Below are 21,299 nucleotides of genomic sequence, written 5' to 3' on the forward strand. Positions count from 1 at the left end.
ACTGCACCCAGCAGAATCCACAACTACAATGAACAAGTCATATACAAGTAGTGGAAAAGTTCTACCTGCCGACTCCCTCGGATACGGCTGTAGAACATACAAACCACCCTGATTTGTATGCCGTATTGCATAAGAAATTCAATCTTATTTGATACATATCTCTGTACGAATACTTATAAGTCGCAAAAGCACAGCGTCTTTGCGTCTCAAAAAACGCTGAAATGCATGAAAAAAAGTGGGCTGAAGAGGCCCTGAATTCCTTTGATGCCGTGGTCGGGGCCATGCCGGGATTTCGCAGTCGTGATGGGCAGCGAAAAATGGCGGCCCAGATCGCGCAAACGCTGAGCCAGGCCCAGCTCGGAAAAATCGATGAAGGCGAGCCGGAACCACGTCGTGCCATCGCTGTCGTGCAGGCCGGAACCGGGGTCGGAAAATCGCTGGCCTACAGCATTCCGGCCATTCGCATGGCGCTGTCGCGCGGCACGCGCGTGCTGATCTCCACAGCCACGGTGGCGCTGCAGGAACAGCTGGTGAACAAGGATTTGCCGGCCCTGGCACAAAAGCTGGACCAACCTTTCAAGTTCGCCCTGGCCAAGGGACGTGGCCGCTTTGTCTGCAAGCTCAAGCTGGAACGTCTGGCGAGTACGGGGGAAGCACAGGACGAGATGGACGATCTGTTTGGCGATGAGCAGGGCCAGACCAAGTTCAGCCGTCCTCAGCATGAGCTGCAGGCCCGCATGCAGTTCTACAAATCCATGGCCGATGCGCTGGCCACGGAGGCCTGGAACGGCGACCGCGATTCGCTGGAGACCCCGCCCGAGGCCGAGGCCTGGAGCCCCGTGGCAGCCGAGTCCTCTTCATGCACGGGAAAGCACTGCCCGGCCTTCGGCAACTGCGTCTATTACGAGCGCCGCAAAGACCTGGTGGCAGCGCAAGTCATTGTCGCCAATCATGATTTGCTGCTTTCATCGCTGGGCTCCAAGCTGCTGCCCGAGCTGGACAACTGTCTGCTGGTGCTCGATGAAGCCCACCACCTGCCCTCCACGGCTCTGGACCAGTTTGCCGGCGAGATGGATCTGAGCCGCCTGGGCTGGATCGACAAGCTGGCCAGCCGTGCGCTGCGCGTGAACCAGGTCGCCGAAGTCGAGGAGCTGGCCGACGTGCCCAAGCATGCGGGTCAGCTGCGCCAGCAGATGCAGGAGCTGGCGCGACTGGTCATGGAGCACTACGGAGAGACGCTCAAATCGCAGAAAGACAGCTATGGGCCAGCCAGGGTGCGGGCACCCCGCGGAATGCTGCCTGAGGCGCTTCTGGAGCCCCTGGGACAGATTGCGCACCATGCCGACGGCTTTCTGGATGCGCTGCGTGCCGTCTCCAAGGCCCTGCGTGCCGAAATCAAGGAGCAACCCGAACAAGCGCAGCGCCTGTCCACCGTCTATGCGCAGGTTGGCGCCCTGGCGCCCAGGCTGGAAGCCATTTTCAACACCACGCAATTGCTGCTGCAGAACAACGAGAGCGATGGCGACGGCAAGATGGTGCCCCATGCCAAGTGGTTCACGCTGGAGATGGACGGTGAGTTCATCGTGGTCAAGGCCCATGCCAGCCCGATACAGCCCGGCTCCACCCTGCGCCAGCACCTGTGGTCGCAGGTGCGCGGCGCGGTACTGACATCCGCCACGCTGACCAGTTGCGGCCATTTCGACTTCTTTCTGCGCGAAGCGGGGCTGGCCAATGACGACTGTGTCACCACGCTGGAAGTGCCAAGCCCATTCGACTATGCGCGCCAGGGCACGCTGGTGGCCCGTGAAACGGTCTCAGACCCGCGTGAAGCCGCCCGCTTTACCGAGGAGATGGTCGAGGCCCTGCTGAACGATCTGAGCCGCATAGAGGCCGGCGCACTGGTCTTGTTCACATCCCGCGAGCAGATGCGCCAGGCCGTGGATGCGCTTTCCACCAGCATGCGCAACCAGGTGCTGGTGCAGACCGCCCTGCCCCGCCAGACACTGCTGGCACGCCACCGCGAGGCCGTGGCCATGGGCGAGCCCTCCATCATCTTCGGCATGCAGTCCTTTGGCGAAGGACTGGACCTGCCCGGAGCGCTATGCGAGTCCCTGTTCATCACCAAGCTCCCCTTTGCGCCACCCGATGACCCCGTTGGCGAAGCCCGAGCGGAATGGCTGCGCAGCAGCGGCCGCAACCCTTTCAACGAGCTGGTGGTGCCGGCCACGGCCATTCGCCTGGCCCAGTGGGTGGGCCGCGCTATCCGGACCGAGGAAGACCAGGCCCATGTGTATTGCTATGACCGCCGCCTGACGGGCACCAGCTACGGCCAATTGCTCATCAAAGGCCTGCCGCCCTTCACGCTGCAACGGCGCCCTGTTTCAATGTCCTGAAGTCCTGAACGAAGCGCGCCTTTCACGCAGGTGATCCAAGGCCGTTTCGCAGCTCTTTTGCATCATTCCTGAGGCTGGTTTTCAGCGCTCCAGAGCTTCGCAGCATGGCTGTTTTCTGCACTGCTGCTGCGCCCTTCCTGCGCACTTTCACTCAGTCCCGGCGCACTCCGCGCATTTGTAATTTTTCTAACAGTTGCTCGGCATTGCGAGCAGCATCCAGCCTTGCCTGGCTGCCGACCCGCAAGGTCTTGCCTGAAGCAATACCGCCGGGCTTGTGCACCATTGATCACCACGACTCGTTGGCAACTCCCGGTGCTCGTGGTTTCCGTCCCATCGACGGATGGCTGCACTTTCCCAGAGCTTGCCGTATCCGCTCAGGTTTCTGCTCCAGGCAGAAGCAAAAAATTCTTTGAAAACAATGACCTATAGATCATTGAATTTTTTTGAATGAACAAGGCGGAATCCGGGCAGCTATCGCTGGCGCGCATCCCCGGACAGTTTCCCCCAGCTGTTCATAACATTCTGTGGATAACCAACGTCTCAAAGACTCCTCAATGGGAATTTATCCCCACCTCCAATCATTGAGGAGGCGCATCTTACGCCAATTTTTCGAGATCTGGCGCGTCAATTTGGCCAAAGTCCTTTTTTTCTGGACTTCCCTCTGAATCAAAGGGATTGGAGCACCTGATCAACCGCAATTTTGCATGGGTTCGACTCTTTCCCGTGGCTTCACCTTCAGTTGTTCTTTAGAAGTTTTATAAAAATATAGTCGTAGTAGTAAGACTTGGCCCCTGCTGTTGATAACTTCCAAAACCCAAGGTAAATCAAGCATCTTGTGTGATGACAAACATGGAGACAAATGGCGGTTGCTGCTGTCCTTGATCCATGAACAACTTTGGCTGCTTCCGTATTTTTGTGGAAAACATGAAAGTTGATAGGTTGTTATCCACAGAAATCCATTTATTCGTCTATATCCATTAAATACTCTGTATACATTGATATATAAGAGTTTTTAGCTACTATTTTTATAGTGAACAACTGGTGAAGCCGTGCTTGGGCACATCAGATTTCGAGGGTGTGATGTAGCAAGAACTTCTTGAAGTCGATCTGATCGGCCTCTTTTTTTATTCAGTCCATGTCCGATTGCTGTGTAAACTTCGACCAAAGTTGTTATTTCTAGTCTTATCTTTTTACTTAGTAGTAATAGTAAGTAGTCCACTTAATTGTTGATAAGTAGGTAATTTCAATAAAAATCAACAACTTACAGTTTCACAAAGTCTGTGCCCTGACATGGGCTGCCGATGTCCTTGATTTGGGAACAACTTTCCAGAAGCCAGCCGGCCTGTGGAAAACCGAAAATTTCCTTGGCCTTTATCACCATGTTTATTCACAGATCGTGCGACTGCTGCAAAGCATGAAAAAAGCCGCCCGTTGGGCGGCCTTGTCGATACAGATTGCGCTGGCCCGGGAATTCAGAAGTGACGTGCGTATCGCAGCTGAAGAAAGTTCTCTCCCGGATTGGGGCGCTTGATACCTGCATTGGACTGGTGCTCGAAGCGCAGGCTGATCTCGTTTTTCATTTGCTCGCCAAACAGGTAGCCGATGCCTATATGGCTGGCAAAGTTGTAGCGGGTCGAAAATTCCTTGTGATCGGTGATGAAACGGTGGTTGGTGGCATAGCTCATGCCCAGGCCGGCTTGCAGGAACCAGGGCGACTGGCCTTGAGAGGGGCGCCAGCGTAATGTGGGTTGTGCTCCCAGAACCCAGGTTGAACGATTGCTGCCCTGATAGTCGGCCGACCAGCGGCTGATGGAGAGATCCCAGAAACCTGTCATCCGTCCCGAGCCAAGGGCGTAGCTCCAGTTCCAGGGGAGGATGACGCCACCTGTCCAGCTGTCGGTGCTGTGCTCTGCCGAGCCGTACTGCAGATAGATCGCTGCTGTCGATGCTTGCACAGGCTGTGCATGAAGCATGGGGCTGCCCAGGCTGACCAGCATCGGGATTACGAGATTCGTTGTCAATTGCAGTTTTTTCATGTCAATTGCCATCTAAATGTTTTGAATCTGGTCGCGATATCGATGCTCTGACAATGCCTTGATTTCGCTCCCTCTGTGGATATGAATCTAGAAGCTTGTGAATAATTGTTCTGTCGGCAAGCGCTTGCGTTGGTAGTCAGCCAATTGATATCGAAATGAAAAAAGCCCCCGGTCATGACGACCGGGGGCTTTTATGGAGAAGGCGATTGGGCTCGGCTTACTTTGCTGCAGGGGCCGGAGCTGCGGGACGCTCCTGGCCGGGTTTGCCGCCATGCTGGCCATGATGATGCTCACCGCGCTGGTGATGCATGTGCAGGGTGGCTGCATCGAAGGTCTTTTTCTGCTCGGCATTGAGCTGGGCGTAGAAGGCCTTGGTGGCTTCGGCACGGCGGTCCATTTCCGCCATGCGCTTGTTGCGCATTTCACGCATCTTGTCGATGCGCTCGGGCGTGGTCAGCTTGGCAAAGGCTTCGCGGTCGCCGGGGGCAGGGCGCTCACCGGGTTTCATGGCTTGCGTGTAGGTGGTCCAGGCAGCTTGCTGCGCAGGCGTCAGCTTCAGATCGGCCTTGAGTTTTTCCATGCGCTGCTTCATATGCTCCATGCGGTCGCCGCGCTTGTCACCACGCTGGTGCTGGTGCGGCTCAGGTGCTTTTTGAGCTGCAGCAGGCTGCTCAGCGGGGGGCGTAGTCTGGGCAAAGCTGGGCAGGCTCAGCGAGGCGAGCAGGGCGGTTGCAACAGCAGCGCCGGTCAATGTCTGGCGAAAGCGGTTCATGTCTGTTTCCTTTTCGGTTGAAGTGGAAGTGGTGGCCGCCTGGTCTTGCTCCTGAATGGGCATTCGGTAGCGGATGACTGAAGTGTGGACCTCCCATGTTTCTGAGACGTGAGGTTTTGCAGCCGCTCTGTAAAGTATTGATAAGTTTGAGTGGCTCCGACTGCGCAACAATGGATGCATGGGCTGCTTTGGCGGCCGATTTTTTCCGCGAGGTCCAGCTGCAGGAGCTGGCGACGATTGAAGGTTTAGCAAAGGTTTTTGATGTTCAAGAACATGATTGTTTATCGCATTGCCGAGAGCTGGCAGGGCGATCTGCAGCTGCTGGAAGATGCGCTGCAAAAGACGGTGTTTGAGGAGTGCGGCGCGACCCAGGAACGTTCCGTGGGCTGGGTGCCGCCGCGCGGCGAGCCGCATGGCCCGCTGGCGGAAAGCGTGGCCGGCCAGTGGGTGATGCGCTTCATGAGCGAGTCCAAGATGCTGCCGGCCAGCGTGCTCAACCGCAAGGTCAACGAGAAGGCCGAGCACATCGAAAAGACCGAGGGCCGCAAGCCTGGCAAGAAGGAGAAAAAAGAGCTCAAGGACGAGGCCAAGCTGGACCTGCTGCCCATGGCCTTCACCAAGCAGGGCAGCATGTGGGTCTGGATCGATCCGCAGGCGCGCACGCTGGTGCTCGATACCAGTGCGCAAGGTCGTGCCGACGAGATCGTGACTCTGCTGGTCGAAGGCCTGCCAGGCTTTGCGGTGGCGTTGCTGGACACGCAGACCAGTCCGCAGGCCGCCATGGCGCACTGGCTGATGACGCAGGAGCCTCCCGCAGGTTTTTCCATCGACCGCGAGTGCGAGCTCAAGGCCGCCGATGAGTCCAAGGCCGTGGTGCGTTATGCGCGCCACCCACTCGATATCGACGAGGTGCGCCAGCATATCGAGCATGGCAAGTTGCCGACCAAGCTGGCCATGACCTGGGATGACCGCGTGAGCTTTGTGCTCAGCGAAGGCCTGCAGATCAAGAAGATCGCGTTGCTCGATGCAGTGATGGATGGCAACAGCCAGGACGATGGCGGTTTCGATACCGATGTGGCGATTGCCACGGGCGAGCTGTCGCGCCTGATTCCCGATCTGATCGAGGCTCTGGGCGGGGAGGGGCGCACGGGTCTGGGCGAAGGCCTGCCTGCATCGCTGTCGTCGGCGCCTGCCGCAGAAACTCTGCCCGTGCGCCTGGCACAGGGGCGCAGCCAGGGAACGGTCACCGGGCCGGCCACAGCTCCCGCCGACACTGCTCCTGAAGAGGCTCCATTCTGAAGCTATGGATGATGTAGCGGTCTACGCTTGCCAGGCAATGAATTCAGTATTTATTGATGCTGAAATTAAGTACTAGCAGGCGCAAGAAGCTATCAAAAAGGCCTGCCAGATTACTCTGGCAGGCCTTTTTTCATGGACGTTTCAGGTGCTCTGAAACGCGTGGATCAGACGCGTTCGAAAATCGCGGCAATGCCCTGACCGCCGCCGATGCACATGGTCACCAGCGCGTAGCGGCCTCCGGTACGCTGCAGCTCATACAGGGCCTTGGTGGTGATGATGGCGCCGGTGGCACCCACGGGGTGGCCCAGTGAGATGCCGGAGCCATTGGGGTTGACCTTGGCAGGGTCCAGAGCCAGCTCCTGGATCACGGCGCAGGCCTGGGCGGCGAAGGCTTCGTTGGCTTCGATCACGTCCATCTGCTCGATCTTCAGACCGGTGCGTGCCAGCACCTTCTGCGTGGCCGGGACCGGGCCGATGCCCATGTATGCGGGATCGACGCCGGCGTGGGCGTAACCGACCAGGCGGGCAATGGGCTTGGCGCCGGAAGACTTCAGGGCCTGCTCGCTCATCATCAGCACGGCAGCTGCGCCGTCGTTGATGCCGGAGGCGTTGCCGGCCGTGACCGTGCCGCCTTCCTTCTTGAACGCGGGCTTCATGCCGGCCAGGGTGTCCAGCGTGGTGGCGGCGCGCACATGTTCGTCGGTGTCGAACAGCACCACGCCCTTGCGGCTGGCAATTTCCACGGGAACGATCTGCTCCTTGAAACGGCCTGCCTCGATGGCGGCCGCGGCGCGCTGCTGGCTGATGACGGCCAGCTCGTCCTGCATCACGCGGCTGATCTTGTAGCGCTCTGCCACGTTTTCAGCAGTGATGCCCATATGCATTTTTTGCCAGGGATCGTGCAGGATGCCCAGCATGTAGTCGATGCTCTTGGCATCGCCCATGCGTGCGCCCCAGCGCGCGGACATGTCGAAGTAGGGACCGCGGCTCATGGATTCGGAGCCGGCGCCAATGGCCACTTCGCAGTCGCCCAGCGCAATCGATTGCGCTGCCGAGACGATGGCCTGCAGGCCTGAGCCGCACAGGCGGTTGACGTTGTAGGCCGGGGTTTCGATGGAGCAGCCGGCGTCCACGGCCGCCACGCGGGACAGGTAGGCGTCGCGCGTGTCGGTGGGGATGACGTTGCCCATCACCACATGACCCACGGTGTCGGCAGCGATGCCGGCACGCGCAATGGCGGCCTTGACCACGGTGGTGGCCAGCTGGGCGTTGGGAACGTCCTTGAGGCTGCCGCCAAAAGTGCCGATGGCCGTGCGCGCGGCGCTGACAACGAAGATGTCTCTGGTGCTCATGGTTTGTCTCCTGCATCGCGTCGGCAATGCTTGTGCTTGAATGATTTGAAAGGATGAATGAGAGCAACCGCATTCATCGCACAGAGTATTCTGCAGTATTTGCTGCAGTGCAACATGTCTCGTTGTTGACGCTGCCCTGCGTGGGTGGCGATGGTTTCACGTGAAACCCATGAGCCGCCTCAGGCTGCTGTCCTGCGCCTGCTTCTCGGAGTGGGGGCCCTGGGTTCGTGATGGGCCGGCGTCAGGTCGGTGTCCGCGCTGGCCAGGTCGTCGAGGATGGGGCAGTCCGGCCTGTCATCGCCATGGCAGCAATGCACCAGAGTCTGCAGCGTGCGCTGCATGGACTGCATGGCGGCGATGCGTTCGGCCAGCGTGGTGATGTGCTTTTGCGCGATGGCCTTGACCTGGCTGCTGGCGCGGCCCTGGTCCTGCCACAGGCCGAGCAGGGTGGCGATCTCGTCCATGGAAAAGCCCAGATCGCGCCCGCGGCGGATGAAGCGCAGCGCATGCACATCGGCTTCGGTGTACTGGCGATAGCCGCTGTCGGTACGGTGCACGGGTGGCAGCAGGCCCAGTGACTCGTAGTGACGCACCATGCGCGCAGAAACCCCGGCGCGGCGTGCGGCCTCGCCGATGACGACAGGCCAGTTCTGAGCGATTTTTTGTGTCGATGCTTGTTTGGGCATGGGCGGTCCTGAAAAAACGCGCCAGCGGCCTTCCGATGCCTTGCATGAGGTGCTGGCGCGGTGGTAGAGGCTGCGTTTAGGCTACCTTGTAGCCCTCTTCGGCAATGGCGGCTGCCACGGCTTCGCGACTGGCGCCGGTTTCGACTTCCACGCGGTTGGCAGCGCGGTCGATCTTGATCTGTGCCTGGGCATCGACGCCCTGGATGGCATTGGTGACGGCACGTTCGCAGTGGCCGCAGGTCATGCCTTGAACTTCAAAAACTTGTTGCATGGATGGCTCCTTCAGAAAGTGAGTCGACCGGACTGGCGGACTCCATGTCTTGAATGGTCAACCCTAACATCATGGCAAGGTCAAGCCTTTGACAAGACATGCAGCCGGCAGGGTTGATAAGCCGCAAAGACTGCCGATAAGAACTTGTCATATTGCAGATCGCCATGGCTTGGGCATCGGAGTCATGGGTTTTTCTCTGTGTCGGTGACAATCTGAAACAATTTGCAAGTTCTGGCTCGACAATGCCAGTCGTTCAAAGTGGAGAGGGATTCATGAGTCTTTTGGAAATGATGCGGGGCTTCACCATCCGCACGCGCATGCTGGGCGCCATTGGTGTGGTGATGGTATTGCTGGGTCTGCTGGGAGGCGCCGGGATGTTGGGCATGTTCCGCATTCAGGACATGAGTCAGGAGTTTCTGAGCAACGCCTTTGTCAAATCGGGCCATATGGCGCAGTTGCGCATGGAGCTGGGCGGCATTCGTTCCAGCGAGAAGGACATGGTCATCCAGTACGAAAAGCCCGAAGAGGTGCGCAAGGCCTATCAGCAATGGGTCATGTTCATCGACAAATCCAAGGTGACATTGGGCAAGTTTGTGACCGACCAGAACGCGCAGGACGCACAGCTGACCAAGAGCATCATTGGGCACATCGACGCTTATCGAAAGCTCTTCGAGCCTGTTGCGCGTCAGCTGGAAGCCGGTGGCTATGACTCGGCCACCACGGCCAACCGCATGAGCGGCAAGGCTCTGGCCGAAGTCATGGAGGCCGACAAGCTGCTGGCGCAGCTGGACAACTTGCTGCGTGAGCAGGCCAATGCGCTGGCCGCCGCCGAGCGTGATGTGGGCGACCAAACGCGCTGGATGTTTGTGGCGGCCGTGATCCTGGCGCTGGTGGTGGTGATTCCGCTGACTTTGCTGAACATGCTGTCCATCTGCCGTCCGCTGGAAGTGGCTCGCCAGATGGCTCTGACGATTGCCGGCGGCGATCTGTCGCACAAGGCCGAGGTCAGCGGCAAGGACGAGCTGACGGATCTGCAGCGTGCTCTGGACCAGATGCAGCAATCGCTGAGCACCACGGTGGCCCAGGTGCGCGATGCCAGCGGCAATATCGCCACGGCCAGCCAGGAAATTGCCACGGGCAACCAGGATCTGTCGGCCCGTACCGAACAGACCGCCAGCAATCTTCAGGAAACCGTCGCATCGCTGGCTCAGCTGACGGCCACGGTGCAGCAGACCGCATCGTCTTCGCAGCTGGCCAACCAGCTGGCTGCCTCGGCCTCTTCGACGGCCGTGCAGGGCGGCGAGATCGTCGGCCAGGCCGTCAACAGCATGCAGGAGATTTCGGCCTCCAGCCGCAAGATCGGCGACATCATCGGCCTGATTGATTCCATCGCTTTCCAGACCAATATCCTGGCGCTGAATGCCGCCGTGGAAGCGGCCCGTGCCGGCGAACAGGGCCGTGGTTTTGCCGTGGTGGCGGCCGAGGTGCGCAGCCTTGCCCAGCGTTCGGCCCAGGCCGCAAACGAGATCAAGTCGTTGATCAACACCAGCGTGCAGACCGTGGACGTGGGCGCGCGCCAGGTGGAGAGCGCAGGCAAGGCCATGCAGGAGACCGTGGACAGCGCACAGCGAGTGGGCGACATCATCGGCGAGATTACGGCGGCGTCCAGCGAGCAGTCGCTGGGCATCAGCCAGGTCAACCAGGCCGTGGGTGATATCGACCGCATGACCCAGCAGAATGCGGCACTGGTGGAAGAGTCTGCCGCTGCCGCAGAATCGCTGCGCGAGCAGGCGGCGCGACTGGCACAACTGGTCAGCCAGTTCAAGCTGGCCGGCGGCGCGATGCATGCAGTCATGCGCAGCCCCAGAGGCACAGCCCATCCCGGCATGGCACCGGCGGTGCCTGCAACCGCTCAGACCGCCTTGCCTGGTCAGAAGGCGCAATTGCTGGAACATGCCTAAGTCCCGAGCGGCTCATCCCTGAGCGGCTCGTTCCATGAAAAAAGCCCGGTTGCAGTGATGCACCGGGCTTTTTGTTTTCCTCCCAATGACTGCCGGCGCAATCGGAAAAGGGCCGGAGCCGGATGGACGGTGCTTACTGGCTGGCGAGTGCCGGGTAGTCGGTATAGCCATCGGCACCGCCCCCGTAGAAGCGTTCACTTTTCCAGGCATTGAGCGGCAGATCGTCGCGCAGACGGTGCACCAGATCGGGGTTGGAGATATAGGCCTTGCCGAAGGCCACGACATCGGCATAGCCGCTTTCCACTGCCTGCATGGCCAGTTGGCGGTCATAGCCGTTGTTGACCATCCAGGCTCCCTTGCCTCCTGCACAGCGATAGGCCTGCTTGAGTGCCTGGTAGTCGAAGGGACGATCCGCCAGCTCGCGCGGACCGCCTGTTGCGCCTTCGATCACATGGATATAGGACAGGCCCAGAGGGGCGAGCTGGCGCACCAGATATTCGAACAGCACCTGCGGGTTTTCGTCCACGATGTCATTGGCGGGAGTGACCGGAGAGATGCGGATGCCGACCTTTCCGGCACCGATGGCATCGGCCACGGAGCGTACGCATTCCAGCACCAGACGGGCCCGGTTTTCGATGCTGCCGCCGTAGTCGTCGCTGCGCTGGTTGGTACCGGTCTTGAGGAATTGATCGAGCAGATAGCCGTTGGCTGCATGCAGCTCCACGCCATCGAAGCCCGCCGACTGTACGGCTTCGCGCGCGGCGGTGGCGAAACTGTGAACAATGCCCGGCAGCTCCTGTTGCCTGAGTGCGCGCGGTGCCGAGGTGGCGACAAACTGGCCTTGCCCCGACTGCTTGTCGATCACATAGGTCTTGGAGCGGGCCGTCAGCGCGGAGGGCGCGACCGGAGACTGGCTGTCTGGCTGCAGCACGTTGTGGGAGATGCGACCCACATGCCAGAGCTGGGTGACGATGCGGCCGCCCTTGGCATGCACGGCATCGGTGACTTTTTTCCAGGCCCGCAGCTGCTCTTCGCCATAAAGACCGGGCACATCGGCATAGCCCTGTCCCTGGTGGCTGATGGCCGTGCCTTCGCTGATCAGCAGACCGGCAGAGGCGCGCTGAACGTAGTAGGTTTGCATCAGCGGCGTGGGTATCGCGTCGGGAGCGCGGTTGCGCGTCAGCGGTGCCATGGCAATGCGGTTGGGCAGACGCAGGCTGCCTGCTTCAATCGGTTCGAACAATGAGGTCATGCAGAACTCCAGATGAAAAAAGCTCGGTGGGTACCGAGCTCCTAGAACGTGTTGACGATCTCCTCGCGCCGCGACAGAGGCTTTGCGGGATGGGATGCAAGGGGGCGGCCCCCCGCGCGCGATACCGCAGCAATAGCCGTGCTATTGCGAGGATTGGCGCGGCCGGCGAGGCAACGCCGCAGACCGCCCCTGACCGGGCGTCCCTGACCGGGCGTCCCTGACCGGGCGTCCCTGACCGGGCGTCCCTGACCGGGCGTCCGCAAAGACACTGTCCCGAAGGGTTGGAGCGAAATCGGGCGATTTCTGTGCGCTGTCTCTTTCTTGCACCCCGGTGCAAGCGGCGAGCCATCGCTTCGAGCTCATCCCGATTGCGCTCCAACGCGGCTGCGTAGAGATCGTAAATACGTTCTCAGTGTGCATGGGTGTCGAAAAACTTACTTGAGCAAGCCTTCTGCCTTCATGGCGGCCTGCACTGCGGGGCGCGCCAGAATGCGCTCGCGATAAGCCTGAAGGTGCTGCAGTTCAGAGATGTCCAGGCCCACAAATTGGGCCCAGCCTGTGACCGTGAAAAAGTAGGCATCGGCCACGGTGAACTGATCACCCATCAGATAGGACTTGTTGGCGAGCTGCTCGTTGACCCAGCTCAGGCGCTTGAGCAGATTGCCGCGCAGCACAGTTTTGAAGTCTTCGGGCGTTGTGGGGCTGAACAAGGGGCTGAATCCCTTGTGCACCTCGGTGCTGATGAAGTTCAGCCATTCCTGCAGGTGGTAGCGGGCCACGGTGCCGTTGGCCGGCGCCAGGTTCTTTTCGGGGGCCAGGTCGGCGAGGTACTGAACAATGGCCGGACCTTCGTGCAAGGTGTCGCCGTTGTCCAGCACCAGAAAGGGCACATAGCCCAGCGGATTGATGCCGTAGTAATCCGTTCCGTCCTGGAGCTTGTGGCTCTTGGTGCTGACCATCACGGTTTCATGCGGCAGGCCTGCTTCATGCAGCACGATGTGCGGAGACATGGAGCAAGCGCCGGGGCTGTAGTAAAGCTTCATGGTGAGTGGCTCTCTATGCAATGAAAAGACAAGCGTCCATGCTAAACCGGTTGCACTTCATATGCATGCGCAGCCGGCAGAAGTCCGGATCGGAGAGGAGATTGCTCAGCCCAGGCGCCCTGCAGCCCACAGCACCTGCTGCACAAGAGCCTCCATGCCTTGCTGGTTCTGCGCGCGCAGCAGATGACCCTGGGCATCGAAAGCCTCTGCCGCATGGCTCACGGCATGGCTGCGCGGTGCTACCCAGCATTCCAGATTCAATAGCAGCGCAGCGAGGTGAGACTGGGCTCTTAGGCCGCCAAGACCGCCAGGCGAGGCACTGGCCATGCCGACGACCTTGTTGCGAAAGGGCAGGACACCGTCGGACCACTGCGCATCGCCCTTGACCGGGCTGGAGGCCCAGTCAATCGCGTTCTTGAGCAGGGCCGGGTAGCTGCCGTTGTACTCGGGGCTGCAGACAATCCAGGCTGCATGGCTGTGCATGGCCTGCTTGAGGCGAATGACGTCGGCAGGCGTTCCCTGGGCCTCGAGGTCGGCGTTGTAGAGCGGAATGTCGTAGTCCGACAATTCCAGCAAGCTGGGCTGTGCACCCTGTTGTTCCGCGATGGAAGCAGCCACCTTGGCCAGCTTGCGGTTGTACGAGTCCTGGCGGGTACTGCCCGCAAAAATGAGAATTTGCATGCAGTGGATTGCAGCACAGAGCGATTGCATTTTTCATGCATAGACGGGGCTATCAGGGCAAACATCTAGGCTGCACTTCAGACCGCCATGTTTCACGTGAAACCCCCCTGGCAAGGCATTGTTGCGCCAATGGTGGGAAAATTGCAGGTTCCCCAGCAGGGATGACATGGCGCGAGAACATGTCCGCCTGCCGTGAGAGCCGAGGCATGGTTGCTTCGTGCAGGGGCAAGGGCCGGGCTCGGCCCGGAGCAGGAATATGTTGTACCCACAGGAATTTGATGTGATCGTGGTCGGTGGCGGCCACGCCGGCACCGAGGCTGCGTTGGCCGCTGCACGCATGGGCAGCAAGACATTGCTGCTGACCCACAATATCGAAACCCTGGGGCAGATGAGCTGCAACCCCAGCATCGGCGGTATCGGCAAGGGCCATCTGGTCAAGGAAGTCGATGCCCTGGGTGGCGCCATGGCCCTGGCTACGGACAAGGGCGGCATCCAGTTCCGCATCCTGAACAGCTCCAAGGGTCCGGCGGTACGCGCCACGCGTGCCCAGGCCGACCGCATTCTGTACAAGGCCGCGATTCGCGAGATGCTGGAAAACCAGCCCAATCTCTGGCTCTTCCAGCAGGCCGTGGATGACCTGATGGTGGAGGGCGACCGCGTGGTCGGTGCCGTCACCCAGGTTGGTCTCAAGTTCCGCAGCCGCACCGTGGTGTTGACCGCGGGTACCTTCCTCGATGGCAAGATTCACGTGGGCCTGAACAACTATGCGGCAGGCCGTGCGGGCGATCCTCCGGCCGTGAGCCTGTCGGCGCGCCTGAAGGAGCTCAAGCTGCCGCAGGGGCGCCTGAAGACCGGCACGCCCCCGCGCATCGACGGCCGCAGCATCGACTTCAGCCAGTGCGAGGAACAACCCGGCGACGGCATGCCAGGCGGCGTGAACGAGGGCGAAGTGCCCGTCTTCAGCTTCATGGGCAACCGTGCCATGCATCCCCGGCAGATGCCTTGCTGGATCACGCACACCAATGCGCGCACCCACGAGATCATTCGCAGCGGTTTTGACCGCAGTCCCATGTTCACCGGCAAGATCGAGGGCGTGGGTCCGCGTTACTGCCCCAGCGTGGAAGACAAGATCAACCGTTTTGCGGACAAGGAAAGCCACCAGATCTTCCTTGAGCCCGAAGGCCTGACCACGCACGAGTTCTACCCCAACGGGATCTCCACCAGCCTGCCGTTCGACATTCAGTACGAACTGGTGCGCAGCATGAAGGGGCTGGAGAATGCCCACATCCTGCGCCCAGGCTATGCCATCGAGTACGACTACTTCGATCCGCGCTCGCTCAAGAGCAGCTTCGAGACCAAGCAGATCCAGGGTCTGTTCTTTGCTGGCCAGATCAATGGCACGACCGGCTATGAAGAGGCGGCTGCCCAGGGCCTGTTCGCCGGCCTGAACGCAGCGCTGCAGTGCCGTGGCGAAGGCCCCTGGATGCCGCGTCGTGACGAGGCCTATCTGGGCGTGCTGGTCGACGATCTGATCACCAAGGGCGTGACCGAGCCCTATCGCATGTTCACCAGCCGCGCCGAGTTCCGCCTGCAGCTGCGCGAAGACAATGCCGATATGCGCCTGACCGAAGCGGGCCGCCAGATGGGTCTGGTCGATGATGCGCGCTGGGACTCCTTCAGCCGCAAGCGCGATGCTGTTTCACGTGAAACAGAGCGCCTCAAGTCCACCTGGGTGAACCCGCGTGTCGTGGCTGCGGAAGAGTCCGAACGCGTGCTGGGCAAGGCCATGGAGCGCGAATACAACCTGTTCGACCTGCTGCGCCGCCCCGATGTGGATTACGACAAGCTCATGGGAATGAACCAGGGCAAGTACGCCTGCGCCGATGTGCAGCCCGAGGCGCTGGGCGAACTCAGCGCTCCTGTGATCGAGCAGGTGGAAATCGCTGCCAAGTACTCTGGCTATATCGACCGCCAGAAGGATGAAGTCGAACGCGCTGCGCATTTCGAGCGTTTGCGTCTGCCGCTGGACTTCGACTATATGCAGGTGGCTGCGCTGTCCTTCGAGGTGCGCCAGAAGCTGCAAAAGCACAGGCCCGAAACCCTGGGCCAGGCTTCGCGTATTTCGGGAGTGACGCCTGCAGCCATCTCGCTGCTCATGGTGCATCTGAAAAAAGGCGGCTTCAAGGGCTTTGCCACTCAGAACGAAGAGGCTTCCGCATGAGTCAGGTTTTGCGTACCCAGCTGGAGCAAGGCGTCCGGGCACTGAAGCTGGAACTGGCCCCGGCCCAGATCGATCTGCTGATGTCCTTCATGGATCTGCTGCAGAAGTGGAACAAGGTCTACAACCTGACGTCGGTGCGTGATCCCCAGGAGATGCTGACGCATCACCTGCTCGACAGCCTGGCCGCCGTGCCCGCCTTGCTGCGGCATGTGAGCCGCCTGCCGGTGGAAGAGGGCAAGCGCCTGCCGCTGCTGGATGTGGGCTCCGGCGGTGGTTTGCCCGGTGTGGTGTTTGCCATCTGCTGCCCGCAGATCGATGTGAACTGCGTGGATACCGTGGGCAAGAAGGCTGCTTTCATCCAGCAGGTGGCTGCATCCTTGCGCCTGCCCAATCTGCGCGGTATTCATGACCGGGTGGAAAACCTCAAGACCCGGTATCCGGTCATCAGCTGCCGAGCCTTTGCGTCCTTGGTGGACTTCACCACCTGGTCGCGCAAGGCTCTGGCAGAGGACGGCATCTGGTTTGCCATGAAGGGCAAGCACCCCGAAGAGGAAATTGCTGCGCTGCCTGCTGATGTGAAAGTGTTTCACGTGGAACCATTACAGGTTCCCGGCCTGGATGCCGAGCGCTGCGTGATCTGGTTGAAGCTGGCTTCTTGATCGGTAAAGCTTGGTCGGGCACTTTGTTTCCAAGGGGGACAAAGTGCCTTTTTACATACTGTGTCAGGCAACATCTGTGCAATGCAGATGCACCTGCCATGGCCCTCGCATAAACTTGCTGTTTTCCATCGCGCAGGGTTTGAATGTTTGGCATCTCTGATTACGGCGCTTTTGCAGCCGCCGTTACCGTTTTCTTGCTGATCCCTGGACCAGGCAATCTGGCCTTGATTACCTCCACGGGCAAGGGCGGATGGAGAGCGGGCCTTGCATGCTGCCTGGGTGTGATGGCCGCCGATCAGGTGCTGATATGGCTGGCCGTGGCAGGCGTGGCGGCGGTGCTGGCTGCCTATCCGGCGGCCTTCCATGCCGTGCAATGGGTGGGGGCGGCCTATCTGGCCTGGCTGGGCTACAAGCTGCTCACGGCCAGGCCCGGCGATGCGCCGGCCATTGAAATCCAGCCGCGCCAGTATTTCCGCCAGGGTGCCCTGATCACCCTGATGAACCCCAAGGCCATTGTGTTCTACATGGCGTTCTTTCCCATGTTCGTGGACCCGGCCCGGCATCAGGGCGCCATCACCTTTGGAGTGATGGCTGCCACGGTGGCGGCAATTACCTTTATCTACAGCGTCATCGTGGTGACGCTGACCACGGTGCTGGCCGAGCGCTTGCGTGCCAACCCGGCTGTGGTGAAGTGGCTGGAAAAAACAGCCGGTGTGTTTCTGATCGGTTTTGGCCTCAAGCTGGCCGCCAACTAAAAGAGAAGTTCAATGGCCAAAATTTTCTGCGTTGCCAATCAAAAAGGTGGAGTGGGCAAGACCACGACCACGGTCAATCTTGCCGCTGGTCTGGCCAAGGTCGGCCAGCGTGTGTTGCTGATCGACCTGGACCCTCAGGGCAATGCCACCATGGGTTCCGGCGTGGACAAGCGCGCGCTGGAGCTGACGGTCTACGACGTGCTGCTGGAAAACGCCAGCGTCAAGGAAGTGGCCCAGAAGTCCGAGCAGGTCGGCTATGACGTGCTGGGCGCCAACCGCGAGCTGTCGGGTGCCGAGATCGAGCTGGTCTCGCTGGAGCGCCGCAACGAGCGCCTCAAGACCGCTCTGCAGGCCGTGGCCGCCGATTACGACTTCGTGCTGATCGACTGCCCGCCTTCGCTGTCCATGCTGACCCTGAACGGTCTGTGCTCGGCGCATGGCGTGATCGTGCCCATGCAGTGCGAGTACTTTGCACTGGAAGGCCTGACCGATCTGGTCAACACCATCAAGCAGGTGCATGCCAATATGAATCCCGACCTGCAGATCATCGGTCTGTTGCGCGTGATGTTCGATCCGCGCACCACGCTGCAGCAGCAGGTCAGCGACCAGCTCAAGGAGCATTTCGGCGACAAGGTGTTCGATACCGTGATCCCGCGCAATGTGCGCCTGGCCGAAGCCCCCAGCTACGGCCTGCCTGGCGTGGTGTTCGACGCCTCGGCCAAGGGTAGCAAGGCCTTTGTCGAGTTCGCCGAAGAGATGGTGCGCCGCATCAAGAAAATGTGAGTGTTTCACGTGAAACAGCTCCCCATCCAGCCATCGCCAACGCCCATGACCTCTGAAGCACTGAACCCGCAGCATGTCTGGCTGCTGCCCGGCTGGCAGAACTCCGACCCTGGCCACTGGCAGAGTCTGTGGCAGGACCGGTTCGGCTACCAGCGGCTGGAGCAGCATAGCTGGCAGCATCCGCTGCGCGGTGACTGGAGCATTCGCCTGCAGGAGACCGTGCTCGACGCTCCCGCCCCCGTGACGCTGGTGGCGCACAGCCTGGGCTGCGTGCTGGTGGCATGGTGGGCGGCGCATTCTCAGGTCGCGAAAACCAAGGTGCGCGGCGCTGTGCTGGTGGCCCCCGGCGACACCGAGCAGGAGAGTCTGCGCGGCGTCCTGCCGGGCTGGTCGCCCGTGCTGCTGCAAAAGCTGCCCTTCCCGTCGATACTGGTGGGCAGCGAGAACGACCCCAACTGCTCTGTAGCACGCGCACAGGCCATGGCACAGGGCTGGGGCAGCCGCTTCGTGAACGCGGGTGCCGCAGGCCATATCAACACGGCCAGCGGACTGGGACTGTGGGAAGCCGGGCATGAGCTGCTGCTCTCCCTTTAAAGAAAGAATTCAGCAATGGTGACTAAGAAACCCAAGGGCCTGGGACGTGGTCTGGAAGCCCTGCTGGGCCCCAAGGTCAGTGAAGCAGAGCAGGCCGCTGCGAGCGGGTCTCAGGCCAATCTGCCGAGCACCCTGGCACTCAATGTGATGGTGGCCGGCCAGTACCAGCCGCGCACCCGCATGGACGAAGGTGCCCTGTACGAGCTGGCCGAGAGCATCAAGGCCCAGGGCATCATGCAGCCGATTCTGGTGCGCCAGCTCTCCCGGGGCGACAACGCCGGCAAGTACGAAATCATTGCCGGCGAGCGGCGCTTCCGTGCCGCGCATATCGCGGGTCTGTCCGAGGTTCCGGTGCTGGTGCGCGAAGTGCCCGACGAGGCGGCGGCGGCCATGGCACTGATCGAGAACATTCAGCGCGAAGACCTGAATCCGCTGGAAGAGGCGCAGGGTCTGGCCCGTCTGGTCAAGGAATTCGGTCTGACCCACGAGCAGACCGCGCAGGCCGTGGGCCGCTCGCGCAGCGCCGCCACCAATCTGCTGCGTCTGCTGAATCTGGCCGAGCCCGTGCAGACCATGCTGATGGCCGGCGATATCGACATGGGTCATGCGCGGGCGCTGCTGACCCTGGACCGTGCCACCCAGATCACGGCAGGCAACCAGATCGCAGCCAAGAAGATGTCGGTGCGCGAGGCCGAGTCGCTGGTCAAGAAGATCGGTGCCGAGTTCAATCTGACGCGCCAGAAGGCCAAGAAGGATGGCAAGTCGCGCGACGTGAAACGCATCGAGGAAGAGCTGTCCGACCTGCTCACGGCCGATGTCGAGGTGCGCATCAAGAAGACCGTGCGCCGCCATGGCAAGCAGCAGGAAATGGGCGAGATCGCCATCCAGTTCGGCTCGCTTGACGAGCTCAACGGCATCATCGAAAAGCTGCGTGGTGAAGCCTGAGTGCCTGACCACCCCAAGGCTGATTCTGCGGCAATGGACGCCGCAGGATTTGCCGGAGTTTGCCGCGCTCAATGCGGACACGGAAGTCATGCGCTACTTCCCAAGCGTGCTGGACAGGCAGGCCAGCGATGCCCTGGCCGCCAAGGCCGAGGCTTTGATTGCCGAGCGTGGCTGGGGATTCTGGGTTGCGCAGGATAGAGCCACCGGGCACTTGGCAGGAATGATTGGCTTGCACACTCCTGCAGCAGAGCTACCGTTTTCACCCTGCGTGGAGGTAGGCTGGCGGCTGGCCCGGCCATACTGGGGCAAAGGTCTGGCGACAGAGGGCGCAAAAGCTGCGCTGGATTTTGCGTGGAATGAGCTGCAGCTGGATGAAGTTGTGGCGTTCACGGCGGTGCCGAACAAGCCCTCGCAGGCCGTAATGCAGCGTCTGGGAATGCAGCCCGATGCGCAGACATTCATGCACCCTGATCTGCCATCCGACCATGCTCTGGCTGAGCACTGTCTCTACCGTATTCGCCGCAGCTGATGCTGCAAAAAAGGGCATCCCTCTGGATGCCCTTTTTGATTCCGGTGCGGTGTTCTAGCTGCGGTAGCCGGGGTCGATTCTGTCGAGCTTGCGCAGCAGGGCGGGCCAGGCAAACTGGCCGCCCATGCCGCCGGTCTGTACCTTCATGGCATGGGCGATGCCTTGCAGAATCTGCGGGTCGACCTCGGTGAGCTCGGTGCCGCCGGACTGGGCTGCGATCTGTATCTGGCAGGCGGACTCGAAGACGTACATGGACAAAAAGGCATCGGCAATGGTGAGGCCGCAGGTCAGCAGGCCGTGGTTGCGCAGCATGAGGAAGTTGGCCTCGCCCATGTCGGCCAGCAGGCGCGGCTTCTCGTCCTCGCGAAAGGCCACGCCCTCGTAGACGTGATAGGCCAGGGACCCCAGGACGAAGGTGCTTTGCTGGCTGATGGGCAGCAGCCCCTGCTTCTGGGCCGCCACGGCCACGCCGGCGCGCGTGTGGGTATGGATCACGCATTGTGCATCGGCACGCGCCTCGTGCACGGCGCTGTGGATGACGAAGCCGGCCGGGTTCACGGGGAAGGGCGACTCCATGAGCTTGTTGCAGCCCAGGTCCACCTTGATCAGCGAGGAGGCAGTGATCTCGTCAAACATCAGCCCGTAGGGGTTGATGAGGAAGTGATGCCCGGGGCCCGGCAGCCGCGCGCTGATGTGGGTGAAGACCAGATCGCTCCAGCCGTACAGCGCCACCAGCCGGTAGCAGGCGGCCAGGTCCACGCGCAGCTGCCATTCCTCGGGGCTGACCAGATGCTGCACGCTGGGGATGTTCAAGGGCTCTTGGCTCACGGGCGGCTCTCCTTCATCGTTGATCCGATGAATGTAGACACTCGTGCGCCGGCGGTCTGTTGGCTAGGCGACAGAACCCTGGAAACGCGGGCGAGGCCGGTTTGGATCAGGCGCGGTGGAAATGCCCGTGGTGCATGTCGGTTCGGGTCAGGGAAATGAAAAAGGAGCTTGCAGCGCAAGCTCCTGTTGATTTTCAGATCGCTTCTATACGTAAACCGAAGCAGATCAAGCGAAAGCAG

20 protein-coding genes are annotated in these 21,299 nt (G+C 60.7%); 10 read left to right on the top strand and 10 right to left on the bottom strand.

Going from position 1 to position 21,299, the window contains the following annotated elements; translation table 11 throughout:
• Positions 1-221: 221 nt before the first annotated feature.
• Positions 222-2,393, top strand: a complete 2,172-nt coding sequence (dinG, locus tag NOX35_RS00125; RefSeq protein ID WP_182285149.1) for an ATP-dependent DNA helicase DinG — start codon at positions 222-224, stop codon at positions 2,391-2,393.
• 151 nt (positions 2,394-2,544) lie between these two features.
• Here dinG and NOX35_RS00130 read toward each other — a convergent pair whose 3' ends face one another.
• The 3 genes from NOX35_RS00130 to NOX35_RS00140 form a co-directional block, all read right to left on the bottom strand.
• Entirely contained in the window at positions 2,545-2,676 is a 132-nt protein-coding gene (locus NOX35_RS00130) for a hypothetical protein (RefSeq protein WP_256495323.1), read from the bottom strand.
• 1,189 nt (positions 2,677-3,865) lie between these two features.
• Positions 3,866-4,429, bottom strand: a complete 564-nt coding sequence (locus NOX35_RS00135) for an acyloxyacyl hydrolase (protein ID WP_182285150.1) — start codon at positions 4,427-4,429, stop codon at positions 3,866-3,868.
• A 217-nt stretch (positions 4,430-4,646) separates the two neighbouring features.
• On the bottom strand, positions 4,647-5,201 hold the full coding sequence (locus NOX35_RS00140; RefSeq protein ID WP_182285151.1) for a Spy/CpxP family protein refolding chaperone: 555 nt from the start codon (positions 5,199-5,201) through the stop codon (positions 4,647-4,649).
• 261 nt (positions 5,202-5,462) lie between these two features.
• Between NOX35_RS00140 and NOX35_RS00145 the strand changes: the two genes are divergently transcribed.
• A complete protein-coding gene (locus NOX35_RS00145) occupies positions 5,463-6,500 on the top strand; it encodes a recombination-associated protein RdgC (RefSeq protein WP_182285152.1) in 1,038 nt (345 codons plus the stop codon).
• Between the two features lie 164 nt (positions 6,501-6,664).
• Here the strand turns inward: NOX35_RS00145 and NOX35_RS00150 are convergent, their stop codons facing one another.
• The 3 genes from NOX35_RS00150 to NOX35_RS00160 form a co-directional block, all read right to left on the bottom strand.
• Entirely contained in the window at positions 6,665-7,852 is a 1,188-nt protein-coding gene (locus NOX35_RS00150) for an acetyl-CoA C-acyltransferase family protein (RefSeq protein WP_034374932.1), read from the bottom strand.
• 179 nt (positions 7,853-8,031) lie between these two features.
• Positions 8,032-8,538, bottom strand: a complete 507-nt coding sequence (gene cueR / locus NOX35_RS00155) for a Cu(I)-responsive transcriptional regulator (RefSeq protein ID WP_182285153.1) — start codon at positions 8,536-8,538, stop codon at positions 8,032-8,034.
• Positions 8,539-8,614: 76 nt separating this feature from the next.
• Entirely contained in the window at positions 8,615-8,809 is a 195-nt protein-coding gene (locus NOX35_RS00160; protein WP_012836553.1) for a heavy-metal-associated domain-containing protein, read from the bottom strand.
• 272 nt (positions 8,810-9,081) lie between these two features.
• On the opposite strand from NOX35_RS00160, the gene NOX35_RS00165 reads away from it, so the two are divergent.
• The gene (locus NOX35_RS00165; RefSeq protein ID WP_182285154.1) at positions 9,082-10,770 is read left to right on the top strand and encodes a methyl-accepting chemotaxis protein; all 1,689 of its coding nucleotides are present in this window, start codon (positions 9,082-9,084) and stop codon (positions 10,768-10,770) included.
• Positions 10,771-10,903: 133 nt separating this feature from the next.
• Here NOX35_RS00165 and NOX35_RS00170 read toward each other — a convergent pair whose 3' ends face one another.
• The 3 genes from NOX35_RS00170 to NOX35_RS00180 all read right to left on the bottom strand — a co-directional run bounded on the left by NOX35_RS00170 (position 10,904) and on the right by NOX35_RS00180 (position 13,746).
• Positions 10,904-12,022, bottom strand: a complete 1,119-nt coding sequence (locus NOX35_RS00170) for an alkene reductase (protein ID WP_256495326.1) — start codon at positions 12,020-12,022, stop codon at positions 10,904-10,906.
• Positions 12,023-12,456: 434 nt separating this feature from the next.
• Positions 12,457-13,065, bottom strand: coding sequence for a glutathione transferase GstA (gstA, locus tag NOX35_RS00175; RefSeq protein ID WP_179627309.1), 609 nt, complete (start codon positions 13,063-13,065; stop codon positions 12,457-12,459).
• A 105-nt stretch (positions 13,066-13,170) separates the two neighbouring features.
• Positions 13,171-13,746: an NADPH-dependent FMN reductase gene (locus NOX35_RS00180; RefSeq protein ID WP_003065289.1), complete on the bottom strand. Its 576-nt coding sequence runs from the start codon at positions 13,744-13,746 to the stop codon at positions 13,171-13,173.
• Positions 13,747-14,002: 256 nt separating this feature from the next.
• On the opposite strand from NOX35_RS00180, the gene mnmG reads away from it, so the two are divergent.
• From mnmG to NOX35_RS00215, 7 genes are all read left to right on the top strand, one after another.
• Entirely contained in the window at positions 14,003-15,967 is a 1,965-nt protein-coding gene (gene mnmG, locus NOX35_RS00185; protein WP_256495328.1) for a tRNA uridine-5-carboxymethylaminomethyl(34) synthesis enzyme MnmG, read from the top strand.
• Complete coding sequence (gene rsmG, locus NOX35_RS00190; RefSeq protein WP_256495329.1) at positions 15,964-16,626, top strand: 16S rRNA (guanine(527)-N(7))-methyltransferase RsmG; 663 nt, start codon at positions 15,964-15,966, stop codon at positions 16,624-16,626. Before mnmG ends, rsmG begins: the two co-directional genes overlap by 4 nt.
• Positions 16,627-16,769: 143 nt before the next feature.
• Positions 16,770-17,381, top strand: coding sequence for a LysE family translocator (locus tag NOX35_RS00195; RefSeq protein WP_256495335.1), 612 nt, complete (start codon positions 16,770-16,772; stop codon positions 17,379-17,381).
• Between the two features lie 12 nt (positions 17,382-17,393).
• Positions 17,394-18,164 (top strand): ParA family protein, encoded by a 771-nt coding sequence (locus NOX35_RS00200; protein ID WP_003059963.1) that lies wholly within the window; start codon positions 17,394-17,396, stop codon positions 18,162-18,164.
• 45 nt (positions 18,165-18,209) lie between these two features.
• Positions 18,210-18,758: an alpha/beta hydrolase gene (locus NOX35_RS00205; protein ID WP_182285158.1), complete on the top strand. Its 549-nt coding sequence runs from the start codon at positions 18,210-18,212 to the stop codon at positions 18,756-18,758.
• A 15-nt stretch (positions 18,759-18,773) separates the two neighbouring features.
• Positions 18,774-19,703, top strand: a complete 930-nt coding sequence (locus NOX35_RS00210; RefSeq protein WP_003072066.1) for a ParB/RepB/Spo0J family partition protein — start codon at positions 18,774-18,776, stop codon at positions 19,701-19,703.
• Positions 19,690-20,232, top strand: a complete 543-nt coding sequence (locus NOX35_RS00215; protein ID WP_182285159.1) for a GNAT family N-acetyltransferase — start codon at positions 19,690-19,692, stop codon at positions 20,230-20,232. The genes NOX35_RS00210 and NOX35_RS00215 overlap by 14 nt, the downstream gene beginning before the upstream one ends.
• 54 nt (positions 20,233-20,286) lie before the next feature.
• On the opposite strand, the gene NOX35_RS00220 is transcribed toward NOX35_RS00215, so the two are convergent.
• Complete coding sequence (locus NOX35_RS00220) at positions 20,287-21,060, bottom strand: class II aldolase/adducin family protein (protein ID WP_182285160.1); 774 nt, start codon at positions 21,058-21,060, stop codon at positions 20,287-20,289.
• Positions 21,061-21,299: the final 239 nt, after the last annotated feature.

Origin of the sequence: Comamonas sp. C11 (assembly GCF_024496285.1) — a bacterium.
GTDB classification, from domain to species: Bacteria; Pseudomonadota; Gammaproteobacteria; order Burkholderiales; family Burkholderiaceae_C; genus Comamonas; species Comamonas testosteroni_F.

What these genes read in the sequence shown, in the direction of transcription:
- dinG (WP_182285149.1), top strand. Translation starts at nt 222, where the DNA reads ATGCATGAAAAAAAGTGGGCTGAAGAGGCCCTGAATTCCTTTGATGCC.
- NOX35_RS00130 (WP_256495323.1), bottom strand. Translation starts at nt 2,676, where the DNA reads ATGGTGCACAAGCCCGGCGGTATTGCTTCAGGCAAGACCTTGCGGGTC.
- NOX35_RS00135 (WP_182285150.1), bottom strand. Translation starts at nt 4,429, where the DNA reads ATGAAAAAACTGCAATTGACAACGAATCTCGTAATCCCGATGCTGGTC.
- NOX35_RS00140 (WP_182285151.1), bottom strand. Translation starts at nt 5,201, where the DNA reads ATGAACCGCTTTCGCCAGACATTGACCGGCGCTGCTGTTGCAACCGCC.
- NOX35_RS00145 (WP_182285152.1), top strand. Translation starts at nt 5,463, where the DNA reads ATGTTCAAGAACATGATTGTTTATCGCATTGCCGAGAGCTGGCAGGGC.
- NOX35_RS00150 (WP_034374932.1), bottom strand. Translation starts at nt 7,852, where the DNA reads ATGAGCACCAGAGACATCTTCGTTGTCAGCGCCGCGCGCACGGCCATC.
- cueR (WP_182285153.1), bottom strand. Translation starts at nt 8,538, where the DNA reads ATGCCCAAACAAGCATCGACACAAAAAATCGCTCAGAACTGGCCTGTC.
- NOX35_RS00160 (WP_012836553.1), bottom strand. Translation starts at nt 8,809, where the DNA reads ATGCAACAAGTTTTTGAAGTTCAAGGCATGACCTGCGGCCACTGCGAA.
- NOX35_RS00165 (WP_182285154.1), top strand. Translation starts at nt 9,082, where the DNA reads ATGAGTCTTTTGGAAATGATGCGGGGCTTCACCATCCGCACGCGCATG.
- NOX35_RS00170 (WP_256495326.1), bottom strand. Translation starts at nt 12,022, where the DNA reads ATGACCTCATTGTTCGAACCGATTGAAGCAGGCAGCCTGCGTCTGCCC.
- gstA (WP_179627309.1), bottom strand. Translation starts at nt 13,065, where the DNA reads ATGAAGCTTTACTACAGCCCCGGCGCTTGCTCCATGTCTCCGCACATC.
- NOX35_RS00180 (WP_003065289.1), bottom strand. Translation starts at nt 13,746, where the DNA reads ATGCAAATTCTCATTTTTGCGGGCAGTACCCGCCAGGACTCGTACAAC.
- mnmG (WP_256495328.1), top strand. Translation starts at nt 14,003, where the DNA reads ATGTTGTACCCACAGGAATTTGATGTGATCGTGGTCGGTGGCGGCCAC.
- rsmG (WP_256495329.1), top strand. Translation starts at nt 15,964, where the DNA reads ATGAGTCAGGTTTTGCGTACCCAGCTGGAGCAAGGCGTCCGGGCACTG.
- NOX35_RS00195 (WP_256495335.1), top strand. Translation starts at nt 16,770, where the DNA reads ATGTTTGGCATCTCTGATTACGGCGCTTTTGCAGCCGCCGTTACCGTT.
- NOX35_RS00200 (WP_003059963.1), top strand. Translation starts at nt 17,394, where the DNA reads ATGGCCAAAATTTTCTGCGTTGCCAATCAAAAAGGTGGAGTGGGCAAG.
- NOX35_RS00205 (WP_182285158.1), top strand. Translation starts at nt 18,210, where the DNA reads ATGACCTCTGAAGCACTGAACCCGCAGCATGTCTGGCTGCTGCCCGGC.
- NOX35_RS00210 (WP_003072066.1), top strand. Translation starts at nt 18,774, where the DNA reads ATGGTGACTAAGAAACCCAAGGGCCTGGGACGTGGTCTGGAAGCCCTG.